18 protein-coding genes are annotated in these 14,216 nt (G+C 41.8%); 2 read left to right on the forward strand and 16 right to left on the reverse strand.

The genetic code is table 11. The annotated features are described in order from the left end of the window. Positions 1-155 precede the first annotated feature (155 nt). Together D0T85_RS07430 and D0T85_RS07435 are read left to right on the forward strand one after the other, a co-directional pair. Complete coding sequence (locus D0T85_RS07430) at positions 156-563, forward strand: hypothetical protein (protein WP_163211792.1); 408 nt, start codon at positions 156-158, stop codon at positions 561-563. Between the two features lie 30 nt (positions 564-593). Beyond that, complete coding sequence (locus D0T85_RS07435; protein WP_163211794.1) at positions 594-1,154, forward strand: hypothetical protein; 561 nt, start codon at positions 594-596, stop codon at positions 1,152-1,154. Between the two features lie 82 nt (positions 1,155-1,236). Here the strand turns inward: D0T85_RS07435 and D0T85_RS07440 are convergent, their stop codons facing one another. The 16 genes from D0T85_RS07440 to D0T85_RS07515 all read right to left on the reverse strand — a co-directional run bounded on the left by D0T85_RS07440 (position 1,237) and on the right by D0T85_RS07515 (position 13,622). Next, complete coding sequence (locus D0T85_RS07440; RefSeq protein ID WP_163211796.1) at positions 1,237-1,680, reverse strand: PH domain-containing protein; 444 nt, start codon at positions 1,678-1,680, stop codon at positions 1,237-1,239. Beyond that, the gene (locus D0T85_RS07445; protein ID WP_163211798.1) at positions 1,677-2,114 is read right to left on the reverse strand and encodes a TraQ conjugal transfer family protein; all 438 of its coding nucleotides are present in this window, start codon (positions 2,112-2,114) and stop codon (positions 1,677-1,679) included. The genes D0T85_RS07440 and D0T85_RS07445 overlap by 4 nt, the downstream gene beginning before the upstream one ends. A 27-nt stretch (positions 2,115-2,141) precedes the next feature. Continuing rightward, positions 2,142-2,717 carry a conjugal transfer protein TraO gene (locus D0T85_RS07450; protein ID WP_163211800.1) on the reverse strand — a complete coding sequence of 192 codons (576 nt, stop codon included), beginning with the start codon at positions 2,715-2,717 and terminating at the stop codon, positions 2,142-2,144. Beyond that, complete coding sequence (gene traN, locus D0T85_RS07455) at positions 2,717-3,736, reverse strand: conjugative transposon protein TraN (RefSeq protein ID WP_163211802.1); 1,020 nt, start codon at positions 3,734-3,736, stop codon at positions 2,717-2,719. Before traN ends, D0T85_RS07450 begins: the two co-directional genes overlap by 1 nt. A gap of 42 nt (positions 3,737-3,778) precedes the next feature. Then, positions 3,779-5,143 carry a conjugative transposon protein TraM gene (gene traM / locus D0T85_RS07460; protein WP_163211804.1) on the reverse strand — a complete coding sequence of 455 codons (1,365 nt, stop codon included), beginning with the start codon at positions 5,141-5,143 and terminating at the stop codon, positions 3,779-3,781. Continuing rightward, the gene (locus tag D0T85_RS07465) at positions 5,109-5,477 is read right to left on the reverse strand and encodes a TraL conjugative transposon family protein (protein ID WP_163211806.1); all 369 of its coding nucleotides are present in this window, start codon (positions 5,475-5,477) and stop codon (positions 5,109-5,111) included. The genes traM and D0T85_RS07465 overlap by 35 nt, the downstream gene beginning before the upstream one ends. Positions 5,478-5,490: 13 nt before the next feature. Next, positions 5,491-6,114, reverse strand: a complete 624-nt coding sequence (traK, locus tag D0T85_RS07470) for a conjugative transposon protein TraK (protein ID WP_163211808.1) — start codon at positions 6,112-6,114, stop codon at positions 5,491-5,493. A gap of 49 nt (positions 6,115-6,163) precedes the next feature. Continuing rightward, the gene (gene traJ / locus D0T85_RS07475) at positions 6,164-7,249 is read right to left on the reverse strand and encodes a conjugative transposon protein TraJ (RefSeq protein ID WP_163211810.1); all 1,086 of its coding nucleotides are present in this window, start codon (positions 7,247-7,249) and stop codon (positions 6,164-6,166) included. A 3-nt stretch (positions 7,250-7,252) separates the two neighbouring features. Continuing rightward, positions 7,253-7,882: a DUF4141 domain-containing protein gene (locus D0T85_RS07480; protein ID WP_163211812.1), complete on the reverse strand. Its 630-nt coding sequence runs from the start codon at positions 7,880-7,882 to the stop codon at positions 7,253-7,255. A 44-nt stretch (positions 7,883-7,926) separates the two neighbouring features. Continuing rightward, complete coding sequence (locus D0T85_RS07485) at positions 7,927-10,416, reverse strand: TraG family conjugative transposon ATPase (RefSeq protein ID WP_163211814.1); 2,490 nt, start codon at positions 10,414-10,416, stop codon at positions 7,927-7,929. Beyond that, entirely contained in the window at positions 10,416-10,748 is a 333-nt protein-coding gene (locus D0T85_RS07490; RefSeq protein WP_163211816.1) for a DUF4133 domain-containing protein, read from the reverse strand. Before D0T85_RS07490 ends, D0T85_RS07485 begins: the two co-directional genes overlap by 1 nt. A 3-nt stretch (positions 10,749-10,751) precedes the next feature. After that, on the reverse strand, positions 10,752-11,072 hold the full coding sequence (locus D0T85_RS07495; protein WP_163211819.1) for a DUF4134 domain-containing protein: 321 nt from the start codon (positions 11,070-11,072) through the stop codon (positions 10,752-10,754). A gap of 200 nt (positions 11,073-11,272) precedes the next feature. Beyond that, positions 11,273-12,040 (reverse strand): hypothetical protein, encoded by a 768-nt coding sequence (locus tag D0T85_RS07500; protein ID WP_163211821.1) that lies wholly within the window; start codon positions 12,038-12,040, stop codon positions 11,273-11,275. Next, positions 12,006-12,368: a DUF3408 domain-containing protein gene (locus D0T85_RS07505; protein ID WP_163211823.1), complete on the reverse strand. Its 363-nt coding sequence runs from the start codon at positions 12,366-12,368 to the stop codon at positions 12,006-12,008. Before D0T85_RS07505 ends, D0T85_RS07500 begins: the two co-directional genes overlap by 35 nt. A gap of 8 nt (positions 12,369-12,376) precedes the next feature. Beyond that, positions 12,377-12,847, reverse strand: coding sequence for a DUF3408 domain-containing protein (locus D0T85_RS07510; protein ID WP_163211825.1), 471 nt, complete (start codon positions 12,845-12,847; stop codon positions 12,377-12,379). A gap of 1 nt (position 12,848) precedes the next feature. Further along, a complete protein-coding gene (locus tag D0T85_RS07515) occupies positions 12,849-13,622 on the reverse strand; it encodes a ParA family protein (protein WP_163211827.1) in 774 nt (257 codons plus the stop codon). Positions 13,623-14,216 lie beyond the last annotated feature (594 nt).

Below are 14,216 nucleotides of genomic sequence, written 5' to 3' on the forward strand. Positions count from 1 at the left end.
CGACTTCTTTTTACAGTGAGCCTGAGCGGTCGAAAAAGAAGCAAAAAACCAAAAGAAAAACAATAGTTTTTCTTGCATTTGAAGTTTTCATTTGAGGGTAGGATTTCTCCTATCCTTTTTTATTCTTACCTTTGACAAGTTTATTTCATATAACTATGGCTGAAGTATTTTATGATATGCCCCATCTGACAACAGACCAACTTCGGGAACTGTTCACCTCTTATCGCAAACTTGGTTGGATAGACTTTGAATATGAGGTATTAGACGAGAATAATCCCCCGATACAACCTCTTTCGGATGCGGAAATCATTCTAAATATCCAAGCCGGAGATGAAAAGAACTATTTCGTTTTCATGCTCAACCACGAAGATGAAAAAGACGGTGTAATGATTGGGTTCGGTCTAAATTATTACGAGGAGTTTTCAGTATATCTGCATCTTTCGCCTAAATACCTGAAAGAACTTATCGACAAATATGCATTGGTAAGTAAGGGCACGAACGTAGAGAACTTGACTATTGAGCAGTATTTAATAGGATTGAACAAAGATTTGTCGATGAATTAATATTATCTTACCCTCAAAAAACACCCATTCATGAAAGAGCAAGACTCTCCCGACCTCACTTATTCCATCCCGCCTGAACAACAAGCCGAAAAGTGCCAGCAGATTCAGCAGTGTAGTACTTTTCTGTGGTTTATTGAGCATACACATATTGATCAGTTGAAGTTGCTGAATGCCGAGATTGATAAAATATTTGCTGAGGGTATATCGCTTGAAGAGTTTATGCTGACGGGAATGAACAACCAAGAAGTAAGTTCTGACGACTATCGGACGATTGCTATTCTCTGCTTCTACGAAACATTTATGGAATATGTAGAGGAAATATGTGCTCCTACTCGCGACTTGAAAAAGGATCGTAATTTTACTGAAACATACGATTCTACTATGAAAGAGATCATTAACTATCTGGATGGAAAGCGTAATGATTTCCCTCGTGAAATGGTGCGTTGTCTGTTCCTTTTAACTGACGAAGACCTTAATCCTCACCGACAAGGCATGGCGCTGACTCAACTCGTCTTAGAGAGCTTTGCTCATTGCCATTCTAACGAGCAACGAACCGAGATTGAACGGCTTATTAAAGAATGTAAGATATAATCAAATCAATATTTTACAACTGTTCAAATAACATGATAAAAAAACAGGCAGAAAGACTTTCATCCTCCTGCCTACTCTAACATTACAACTGCGCATTAATCGCATTTCGAAACTTTATCGGGTCTGTAACGTAGCTGAACACGTTGGTTGCTCCTCCCGTTGTCAACAGGATTGTTCCGAACCCGAACAGCCGACCGATAAGTCCCTGATTGATGCTCAATCCTTCACATTTAATCAGCATCAGTTCCATTGCATTACGGCTTAACAAGCCTTGTTTCAGTATAACCCGCTTGTTGGTTACTACGTAATGAGTCCCGATTTTCATGTACAGTCTTCTCAGCATTGTAAATATGCCAAGAGGTAGTGCCGTAATGCCAATCAGATACTCGAATACGTTGGAAGACGGGAAGAAATGGATACCAACCAAGAGCAATACTATTGGGGTGAAGAAGATGCACCAATGCACATGCGCTTTGTACTCAATCGTTTCCCCGGTTTGCAGGTTTTTATCTATATAGCTTTTCATACACTGCTTTCTTCCTTATCTGCCTGCTCATTATTAAAGGTAAAAGAAAGCGGAAACTCTTTCCCGAACGAGTCGAAAAAGACTACCTCTATGTTGTGGGCATCTTCGGACATAGAGCGAAAATAAAGTCGAAAAGGGGTATCCGTTACTTCGTAGGGGTCGTTAGGCAAGAATGGTTTTCCATCGCCCATCCATAACTGACCCTTTCCGTCATATTGAAAGTAACGAAGGTAGTACCGGGTATTGTTATATTTGCCATTTCGGTGTAGCGTACAGCGTATTTCGGCAACCTCATTTACTTGCAGTTTTTTCGGCACAGGTAAGTGAGTAACCGAGAATTCATAATCCTGCTTAATATCAATATCGTCGCTACAGGCACACGCTACCGCCGCAAGCAGTAGCGTAAATAAAAAATATGATAATGTCTTTCTCATTTCTTTATAAATTTATTCGTTAAATATTTAATTTAGAATGAATTTGATTCCTCCGCCAATTTGCGTGTGGAATAAGTTAATGGAAGAACCACCCAATATCCGCTCCCGAACATTGAGTAGTAATACAATGCGGTCTGACAAGTATGTTTCAATCTCAAAGGTTACCGCACCACCGTATAGGAAGTTGTCATCGCTTGTAATGGTAGAGCCGTCAAAAAGTAGGGACTCTCCCCAATTGACCGTTTCGTATCCTGCCATTGCTGATGCTCCAACAGAAAAGAAAAATATTTTGCTCCGGTCAGAAAGGAACTTGTAATAATATCCTCCCTCTGCTGTAAATTGAGAAGTCGGTATCAGTTCCGTTTTATATTGGTAGGATTTTTGAAGATATTCCGCACCGAATACCCAACGGTTGCCATTCTTAGTATAGGTTGAAAGGGCAATTCCTCCGGCAAAGGCTTGTTTGTCGCCTTTCTCTAAATAGAAACCATCAACGGCACTTGCCGTAAACTGCAATCCCTTTTGTCCCGGCAAGTAACGCTGGGCGTGTGCCTGCCCGATGAGGGCAAGGCACAAAGTCATAAGTAATACCACCCGCTTCATTACTGTACTTTTAGTTCGTTGATTTGACGAGCCCGAATCAGGTCTGCGTTCTCAACGGTAAAGGTTTGGTTACGACCACCATTTTTTTCAAATACTTCGATAATAAGCAGTTTATCGGCAGGAATAGTGATTTTATCCAATGCAAAAACTGTCCGTTCCGTTCTATTTGCACCAACCGTTGTCATAAAGTTATAGGCACGAAGCGGATAGATAACGGTTTCCTGAATGGCGGTACGTTTCGTAACCTTCTTATCGACGATTTTCATGCGTACAAAATCAACATCGAATGCTACGTTGGTCGAGTTCTTAATCTGTGTATGCAGATAAAGTAAATTATTATGCGAATAGATGCCTTTCAGTGTGTACTGGATGCCGAAACGTTTTCCCCCGATGTGTTTGATGTGGCGTTTGTTATCCTTATAAATCGCACGATTGATAAGATATACGACACGGGGCGATTCGCTTCCGAGTTCCTTCAGGTAGATGTCGAACGAATTGTTCGGGCGGTTGGTTGCGATACCGTCATGCATGAAATCCCGCATCTCTATATTGAGTTTCTCCGGCTCGTCCGCATACTTTACATTATAGGTATAATAACTTCCTTCTTCCGTAATTACGGCAAGATTAGTTTCCGCTTCAAACCCTCTGATTGAAGCTTTCACACGGAGGATATTCTCCGAATTTCCCGCTTTGCCTGCGATGATATTCGAAGAGCCCAAGTCCACATAACGGATGGATGAGGGGAAGATAATATGCACCGTTTTGTCGAAAGTAACTTCGAGTCCATAGGGTGGAATCATGCGGTCGAAGGTTATCTTCTTGGTCAGTCCTTCGTAATAATCCCCGAATGTGGGTTTCAATACTTGTTGCAACTCGCCTTGCATCTCTTCGGGCGACTGATTGACCGTTATAACCTCATCATTAGATAATGCCGATCTTTGATTCTCATACTCTGTTTGTGCATTAACAGATAATACACCGGTCGCTATGACAGCGAACATAAAAAAATACTTTTTCATTTCTTACTTTGAATTAATTTGTGGATAAAATATATTTGATAATTAGTTTTGCTTGGGCAGCAGCAATACCCTGTAACCGCTTTTGAGATGGACTTTGACCTGACGGATTTTCTTCTGCATATACTGGCTTACGCCCTGTATCGCTCCTTTGGTCAGGTCGGATGTTATCTGCGCTCCCATATCGTCGGTTATCGTAAAACTTGAACCGACCGAGCTTCCCATATTGGCGGCAATTTCTTTGACCGCTTCCAACTCCAACGAGTTGGGGATAAAAATGCCCCTTTGCCCATCGGAATCATAAACGATAATTTCCACCGGAATGATTGCTCCGCCCAATTCTATGGAATTGATAATAATACCGAGTCGCTCGCCTTGCAATGATGTTGTACCTGTTAAAAGGGAATTAGCAGGAATAACCGTAGTTCCGGCTATCATGGCTTCTGTGAGCCGTAATCGAACGCTCTGACCACTTATCAATGTCTGGTCATCGTGGATGACTGCCGATATAGTATTCTTTTCATTCACACCGATAGCTGCATCCATTGTATTGAACCCCATGTTTCGGGGTTGGTTGAAACTTGCAATAAATTCCGCATTGGGAATATTTTGAGCCAAAGCTGATACGGTCTGTTCAGATACCTGCCGGATTACGGAAGCTCCGGCTTTATCATACCGGCTGTTGTTATTAGAAGAATTACCCTTAGAATTTCCCGCTTCGAGGATTATATCCTCTTCTACCTGTGTCCCGGCTTGTTGTCCCTGTCCGGCAGGCATATACTTGGCTGCCAACTGGTAGGATTTTTCCATCAGGAGTAATTGGTCGTCAACGGCAGTCTTCTTTGCGGTTTCTTCTTCCAGTTTCCGTTCCAACTCCTGAACACGCCACTGAAGTTCAAGCTGTGCCTGTTCATCCACCTCTGTGGCAGGCTGTTCATAGAAACTGCTGAGGGTATTATTGATATTCCGGTAAGAAGAAGCCGAATTTCGTATCGCATCATTCGTTGGAGAAGGATTGTTACTTGTCCTTTCTTCCGTTATTTCAATTACATTTTCCTTTATCGCCTCTTTATCGTCCCCGATAAGGGAAGAAAAGTCTTCGAGCGACTTACGTTTTTCACTTCTACCCCGCATCAATGCTTCCTGTTCATAAGCTTTTTGCTTATCGCCGATGAGTCCCGAATTATTCGGATCGGGAATCTCGGTATTAAAGCCTTTTCCCTGTTCCTCTTTTACCTTGTCGGAAGAAGACGGGGCAAAAATCAGGTACAATGCGCCCAAGAAGATAATCCCGATGAGAGCAAAGAAGCCATACTTTTTTAATTGCTGCTTCTGTTTCTCCTTTTGACTCCGTCGATCTGACGATTCCTGTTCTTTAACAGGGTCTATTTTTTCTTGTTCTTTTTTCATTGTATATTAAAAATTTATTGATTGTACTATCGCTCTCTTGTATCTCGATATGAATCGGAGAGTCTATCAGGTTCATCGTATCTTTTCGACCGGCGGAATCCATAATCTCCAAACCGTCTATATGCCGTACTTCGGGTATCTCTTTTTTTCCGTCTTCACGTCCCCAATTGTATATGACGGAGATGGTGAAATACAGATTCCCTATGGTAAAGAGAATGAGCATGGAGATAATGACCACTATGCGGGCATCTTCCGAAAGACTGCCACACATCCGGCGAAGAAAATCATTGATACTGTAACCTATTTCTTTAAAGATATGCTTGATCTGTTTCATCGTTTTGGAAATATTAGCGATCAACGGTCATAATGTCCTTATTCTCTTTTATCTCGAAATTCTCCATAAAGAAGCCGTGAGGGTTATCATCCGAACGGGAAGTATTGAGAAGCTGGCAGGTGGTAATAAGCGAGCGTTCCGTCAGGTTACTTTCTCTGATGATTATCTGGCGGGCGTATGTGGAAACCTGATACGGATACGCATTATAATTACACCGGATGCTATCTACAATTATATTCTGAATGATGTTGCCGGAGATTATGCGGTTATAATATCCTTTCTCTGCCATGTCCTTGTAATAATTGAAGGCAGTTTTGTCGCAAAGTACCATTGCCCGCTGAATGTTGCTCTCTATCGCCCGTTTGTCGGGAGATAATGTGAAGAACAATTCGTGAAAGCGTTTGACATGTTCCTGCGCTTCCACCGGACGGTTCTGTGAAAGGTCTTGCGAAAGAGCCAGCATTAATGATTTCCCTTCGTCCAATACATAGATTTTCTCCCTTTGTTTTTCGGCAAAGCCGTAGGCGCTCCATACGGAGTACCCTGCGACTATTGCACACAAACAAAGAAATACAATACTGAAAAGCCTGATTTGCCGAAAACTTGTTTCGATATTTTTTAATGACTTAAATTCCATTTCTTTTTTTGTTTTTAATGTTTAATTGTTTTAAATAATACCTATGGATTTAAGGAGTTCCACCGGACTGTCCTCCACCTGTAGAATAGTTTCGCCCCTGCGGTTGGCTACCGCCTCCACCTCCGCCAAGACTACTGCTACTGCTGGAACCTCCACTTCCTTTTAATCTTCCCATAATGTTTCCGGCTGCCGCACCGGCTCCTGCGCCTGCCAGAGCAGTACCTTTGGAAGCAGCTTGGTTTACATTCTTACTGTAATTACCCATCCCTCCGGCTTGAATAATCCATCCGGCAACGGCAGGGATAGTGAAGAATCCGACAATCCCGATAAGAAGGAATACCACATACACCCCGTCCGAAGCATCCAACGCATAACTCGGATCAACTTCCATACGGGCAATATCGCTTTCCAACATACGTGCTTGCAAACGAGCCAGTACCGAACTGAATAAATCCGATACGGGTAACCACAGATACACACTGATATAGCGGGTGAGCCATTGGATTAGTGTCGACCCAAAGCCATCAAAGACCGATATGGCAAAGGCTATCGGACCTAAGATGGCGAGAACAATCAAAAAGAATGTCCGTATTACATCTATGACCAATGCGGCGGCGTTAAAGAGGGTTTCCAGAAACGAGCGAAAGAGACTTTGAAACCATTTCTTCATATCATACATGGCACGTTCAATATACATTCCTGCAATCTCAGGCGCACCCATGATGCCGAGTTTTTTATCAAACTCAGCCTGATCGACCAGGTAAGCCGTTTCCTTATTTTGCTTTTTCTGCTCAAATTCAAGGCGGTCTTTCGTTTCCGCCAACTGGCGCATATCCAATGTCTGCCCATCCAAGATGCTATGCGCACCTTGTACAACGGGGCTTAGGATACTGTTTACAGTCCCCAAGACCAAGGTCGGGAAAAACATAATGCAGATGCCAATGGCGAAAGGACGGAGCAAGGGATACACATCAATCTGCTCTGCCCGTGCGATGCTTTGCCATACACGGGAGGCAACGTATAACAATGCACCAATCCCGGCAATGGCCTTGGCAACCCCGATAAGGTCGCCGCATAAAGGCATCATGTCATCGTACAAAGCACGGAGTATCTGATGGATATTGTCAAATTCCATAGATTACCAATATTTATCGGTATCACTTCCGTACAAGTCCAGAACACGCTGCGAGGCGTTCTTTTCTTTTGCCCGAAGCAGAGAAACAGAGATATTCTTGTTGGTATAGTACTTTACCAGACTACGGTATTCCAACATCTTAGTATAAGAGTTGTCGATAACTTCCATCCGTTCCTTATCTGATAAGGACAATGTACTGGCATTGACAATCCCTTTAAGTTCCTGTAATACATCATCCGACTCGTTGAGTAGTATGGTATAGCCGTTGGCTATGGCAACCAGTTCCTCCACCGTAAAATTGTCATCGGCAAGCATCTTTTCAAAACTGTTCACATAGATGTCGGTAATATCACCAACCATCAGGATGGTTTTCTGTACTTTTCTGGCATCTTTCACAAGATTGTTCACAGCCTTGAGTGCATCGTAATATTCCCGACCTTGATTATAGACTTTTTGAACCTCCTTAAAATTGTTCAACATATTACTGGCGGTACTCGAAGTATGCACGATGTTTTTTGTGGCATTGATGATACCCTGCGCCAGATTTCCCGGGTCGGCTACAACCCATTGGGCTTTCGCCCCGGTTATGGTAAGCATACAGCTTAGGCATAACATGAAAATTCTTATCTTCATATTCATTTCGAATTTTAATTAATAAATAATTGATTTGTAAATACTTATTTCTCTTGTTTCATGGAGAGCCGTTTTATGGCAAGTTCCAAATCCCCGCCTAACTCCTCAGCGAGCCGGAAGACTTCCACTTTTTCCGTTTCTTCGGTCGTGTAAGTGAGGTATTCGCTTTTTGATACTTCCGTCGCATAGACCGCCGATTGTGCTCCTCCAAGTCCTATCCAGACTTCTTTGTAGAGTCTTCCGGGATCATTTGACATATTAATGGAAAGTATTTGTCCCCGTTCCTTATCCGTTAACCCGAGCATATTCTGGATACCGTCGAATTTATTCATATACTTTCGTTGGTCGAGAAGAATCTTGCAATCGGAGTTCGTGATGATAGCTTCTTTCACAATCGGGGAATGGATAATATCATCCACTTCCTGCGTAACGACTACTGCTTCACCGAAGAACTTACGAACGGTTTTGAACAAATATTTCAGGTACATGGCCATCGAATCGGTGGCTATTGCCTTCCACGCTTCTTCCAAAAGCAGCATCTTTCTAACTCCTTTCAAGCGGCGCATCTTATTCACAAACAGCTCCATAATGATGATTGTGATGATGGGGAAAAGCACGGGGTTGTCCTTCACTTTATCAATTTCGAATACAATAAAGCGTTTGTGCAGTAAGTCCAATTCCTTATCCGAGTTCAGCAGGTAATCGTATTCGCCCCCTTTGTAAAACGGTTCGAGTATGAAAAGGAAATTGTCGATATCAAAATCCTTTTCCCTTACCTTTTTATTGTCAATACTGGCACGGTACTCATTTTTTATGAATTCGTAAAAAGTATTGAACGAGGGAACGATGCTCTTATCATTTTTTATCAGGGCAATATATTCATTAACCGCATTGGATAACGCTACACTTTCCGCACCTGAAGGCTTTTCATGTTCCTGTTTCCATAAGGTAAGAATAAGTGTTTTAATAGATTCCCTTTTCTCTATATCAAATACACCATCCTGTGTATAAAACGGGTTAAATGAAATCGGATTTTCCTCTGTATAGGTATAATACACTCCATCTTCCCCTTTTGTCTTATTATGGATCAGATTACACAAGCCTTCGTAAGAATTACCCGTGTCCACAAGCAGAACATGCGTTCCCTGTTCGTAATACTGCCTGACGAGATGGTTAGTGAAAAAAGATTTTCCCGAACCACTCGGCCCCAAGATAAACTTGTTGCGGTTCGTGATAATCCCTTTCTTCATCGGTAAATCCGAAATATCCAAATGGATAGGTTTACCGTTACGGTCAGCCATTTTTATCCCGAAAGGAGAAAGAGAATCGCGATAGTTAGTTTCCTCAATGAAGAAGCACAAAGCCTGTTCTATAAAGGTATAGAACGATTCCTCTGCCGGAAAATCCCCCTGATTACCTGCTATCCCTGCCCAAAAGAGAGTCGGAACATCAATGGTGTTGTGTCGAGGTTTACATTCCATCAGAGCCAACTGGCTTCCTACATCATTTTTGATACGCTTCAAATCTTCCCGATTGTCCGCCCATGCCATCACATTGACGTGTGAACGTACCGAAGTTAGTCCAAATGAATGTGCTTCGTTCAGGTAATCTTCGATCCATTCTTTGTTAATTTGATTGGAACGGGAGTAGCGACCCAGCGAGTGCATGTTCTTTGCCTGCTTCTCAAACTTTTTCAGATTTTCCGTGTGGTCATCAATAAAAATGTATTGGTTTACCACATGGTTACAGGAAAGTAACACTCCGATGGGAGCGGCAAATGATAAACGGCAATCGCTTCTATCGGTGGACAGGCGTTCGTAGCGGCTGTCGGTATAGACTTTGCCCGGCAAATCATCCGTATCACTCAGCGTATGGACACACAAAAAGTTATCTCCGATTTTCATTTCTCCGGCTCCGAGCGAAATATCTTCCAACGAAGTTGTATCGCCCATCAGGGAGAAATACTTTTCAATAATTCCGGCATGATCCTCTGTACCGACAATCTCATCCGTCGTAAGGCGTGTCATGGTAATGAAGCCTGAATCATTCATGATACGCTCGAACTGATCGACTGATTCCAGAAACTTCTGTGCCGTTTCTTTCTCCTGCATTTCCTTCGGGACAAGAAAGCCGCGAGTCAGAGCCGTATAATTGCTTTGCTGACGAGCCCGGTCTTTCGTTGTTTTTGTCAGAAACAGGTAACAGGTGTGATTCAGGAACGGACGTTCATTGAAGTGGCGTTCGTAGGATTTACTCAGGAAGCTCATGTCTTCCTTATCGGTCTTCGCCTTGTAACACTCTTCAGTAAACCAGTCCTGCTTGCAAACGATGGAATAATCCGGCAATACCTTGATTGCTTTTACCCAAGATGAATGAATAGCTGTATATTCTTCCGATGTTACTGAATAGATTTCCGGCAGTTCCACTTTGAAACCGACGGTTATATCCGCATCTTTGGAAATGATGCATCCGTTTTCAACAGAGAGTATGGGGAACTTATTCTCCAATGTTGTTATTTTCGATGTATTCCTCATTATTTTTCCTCCTTCTTTATTATATGCGTGAAAAGGCGCCCGAGCCGTCTCCGATTGCTGATGTAGCGAGGATGGTTTTTGGTTGCCTGCACCTTCATCAATCCATGTTGTCCGTACTTCCCATTCAAGTGGAAAGTGATCCAGACAAGGACAGAACCGGAGATTAAACCGAAACCAACACATATCATTTGAGGTATGCCGATCATATAGATGACTACCATTACAATGAAGACAGCGAGCAGACCGCCGACGAAAATAAAAAGGTATTGAGCTTTCAAACCTTTAAATTCTGCCGGGCGGCCAATGCCCTTGTTGATATTAAATTCCACCATATATTATAGGAAGAATGAACGAAGAATAGTCGCGGTAACAATCAGGAAAATACAACCGCCGAACCAACTGCTCGCAGTTTTGCTGGTATCAGGATCGCCGGACTGAAACTTGGAATAAACCTTAACGCCTCCAACTAAACCAAGGACGGCTGCTATGGCGTAAATCAGCTTCGTAACTGGATCAAAATAACTGGAAACCATGCTTGTAGCATCGTTGATACCCGCCATGCCATTACCTTGTGCGAAGGTGTTTGCTGCCATAAGAACCAGTGCAGCCAGTGCGAAGAACTTTTTCTGAACGTTGTTTTTTATTTCTTTAGACATAAAATTGTTTTTAAGTTAGGGAGTGGAGGAACATTCCTTATTTAGTTCCTCACGACTCCAAAACTGGTTTGACTTTGAATTAATTTGTGGATAATTGTGAGAGATGATTTTGTGCTTTTATCGGGGTGAATAGTCCCGGCACAAACAACATCTCTTTCTAATACATGATCACTTTCTCATTTTCACCTCCTTTCTTTTAGTTATGAAATCTCTTCAATATTGAAATTCTTAAAATCGTCGGACTCATACAGTTTTTGTTTTCTCCGGCTAGCCCCTGCTTTTTGATTTTGAGCTTCAGCCAGTTTCTGTTCATGCCTGTCTATCAAATCAGTTATCCGCTTGGCGTAGTCGGGACGGGCATCCTGCATGGATTTGACCAGCTCGGTGTATTTGTTTTCGCTCAGTACCTTTCCTGCCATTTCCTCATCTACCCGGCTGCTGCCTTCGGGATTGCTTATTACTTTCGTCGTTGCTCCCAATTTATTGAAGTCGATCCCGCTCGCTTCTTCTGAAACGTTTCCGGTTACGAGTTCCTCTCTTTCATCATTCAAATCAACATCGGAAACTTCCTCGTTTTCCTCTTCGACTTCCACGCCTTCGCCTGTTTCCAAATTGATGTTTTCATCCGCCGATTTTTTTGTTTCGGGGGCAAATGTATCTTCTTTTTCCTTAGGATTTTCCGTTTCTAAACGGGCGGTAGCATTAGGCAGTGGTTGGCGTAGGACGAATTTTGATTTCCCTAAAACGGAAGGCAATTCTTCTTGTTTTTGAGGTTGCACGACTTTCTTTTTTACGTCCTTTTCTTTCGTTCCGATGTGAATGGAAATAGAGATTTTACGTCTAAACAGTTTCTTCAGGAAAGGATAGACATAGAAGATGCCGAGTAACAGTATTGCCGTATAAACAAGCAGTATCAATAGGATATTATAGAAATCAATCATCGCTATTATCTCCCAAGATGTTTTCAAAAATATCATGTTCTTCTTTGTAGTAGATGGACATCAATTCCTCTTTATGCTCTTTGATATGTTGCATTAAAATGGTATCTATGAATACACCGACTGTCATATTCTTGATGCCGAGTTTTCCAACGATCTTTGATACAAGTTCGTGTACATCCTGACTGATATAAACACTCTGCCGTTGTTTCAGCACTCTGGGTTTGATAAAGGCTTCAAGATATTTGCTTTTCTTGCTCTCCATTGGTGCTTCTTCTTTCTCCAAATCCAAAACGATACACGATGTCTCTGTTTTTGGGAATTCTTTCTTTTTCCGTCTAAAAAAATTCTTTTTCATATCTTTTTTTATTTAATGATTTTATCTGTGGGTTTACAATAAAGGGCGTTGATTTCCTCTTTATTCTCTTGAAGATGTTGCTGTAAGATGGTATCAATATATACGCCTACGGTCAATCCCCTCTCTCCAATTCGTTTGACTATATCGGCAATAGTTTCGTGTACGCTCCGGCTGATATATACACATTGCCTTATTTTCAATTCTCTGGGTTGAAGAAACTTACTCTCATAAATTTCGCCTTGCTTACGCTTGGATAGAGGCTTTACTGTTCTTTGCTCATCCGAAATTTCCTGCCTGGCGGGTAGAATCGGTTCTTCTTCATTTTTCTCCTCTGTTGTTACTTCCGGCTCTTCCTTTATTTCTGCAATCTCCTTCTTTTGGGGTAATGCCGAAGGAGTTGCCCTGCCGTCGAGAATACTCAAGAATTCTTTTTCGTCTATATCATCGACTTTTTTTATTCCGTCACTTCGTTTTGCCATATTACTTCTGTTTGATGTTTATGAGTTCTTCTATTTCATCAGCCAGTAAATTCAGCTTGCTGCCCCTTACCAGTCGTTTATCGACAGGGAAAAGGGTACATCTAAATATCGGGGCAATCATTTCGCTCATCTCGTGGCGGTAGCGTTTGGTATCGGGCAGAGAGTTTTTCATCACCGATAAACCGAGTTCTCCGATACCGTCTTCATATATCTTATATAAATCCGACTTCTCACGGGCATCGACCATGTTCCACAAAAGATAGAGTCCCTGTAATTTCCCTTTCCTCGTACTGATTATCCGGTCATTAATAATACCTGCAAATTCCAATGTGGATTGCAAGACCATCTTATCAGCAGAGATTGGGGAGAAAATATAATCCAACGATGCCAAAGTCTGGACAATCCCTTCGCTGTTCAGCGTTCCCGGCAAATCAAAGAATATGATATCCGGCGATTCCCCAATATATTCGTCAATCATCTTTTTTGCCGCGTCTATGGCTTCCGGTGCAGGACTCCGCTCAATCGGATAGTTTCTTTTGCCCAATGTTTTGAACTGGTTAAACGACTTTTCCTTGTAATAAGGGATTTTATTTACGATTTCCTTATCCCTTTCCCTCATCTTGTGGATACTGTATTGCGGGTAATCGCAATCAATGACCCCAACTCTGTAGCCTTTCACGTAATGAAAGTAACTCGCCATAAGCACCGTTAAGGCGCTCTTGCCAATTCCTCCCTTTTGGGTAGAAAATGCAACCAATAATGTTTTCTTCTCCATGTTGTTCAAAAATTAAATTGTTACTTATATAAAATTCTCGTTTCTCACTGAAATCTGTCTTCGACTCGTTATATCGTTATTGTTTCAAATAGTCACTCCCAAAATGAATTGCTTTTTTGAATACACAAATACCTAATGTTTTAAATTCGCATCAAACCGATTTGATATATATTCCACTCTTTGCTTTTGTGAATACTTCAAAACCTGTATATATGCTTCATCAAGAACTCATCACATTAGAGTCATAAAAGATTGTGTTTTTATGTATTGACTACATTATATCATTGATTTTGTGATGAATTACTGTCGTCTGTATTTCAAGTACGCCACAACGTCCGGTACGTAATTTCTCACGACAATCATTCATGGGTTTCACTAAGACAATGACCTCTTATTTTTATGGAAATACAGCATCCTGTTTTCCTATTTCACCAGCAAAGTAAATACATGGATTTTGTATAATCCTAATAATCAGACGGCTGTGGTAGTGGTTGGCAGTCAAGTGGTATAGCGTTTGTATTTTAGGAAGAGATTTCCTATCGAAAAATGGGATATTTTCATCCTATTTGGAGAAGATTTTGGTTTTTACCGGCA

Source organism: Bacteroides sp. 519, from assembly GCF_010500955.1.
Lineage (GTDB): Bacteria > Bacteroidota > Bacteroidia > Bacteroidales > Bacteroidaceae > Bacteroides.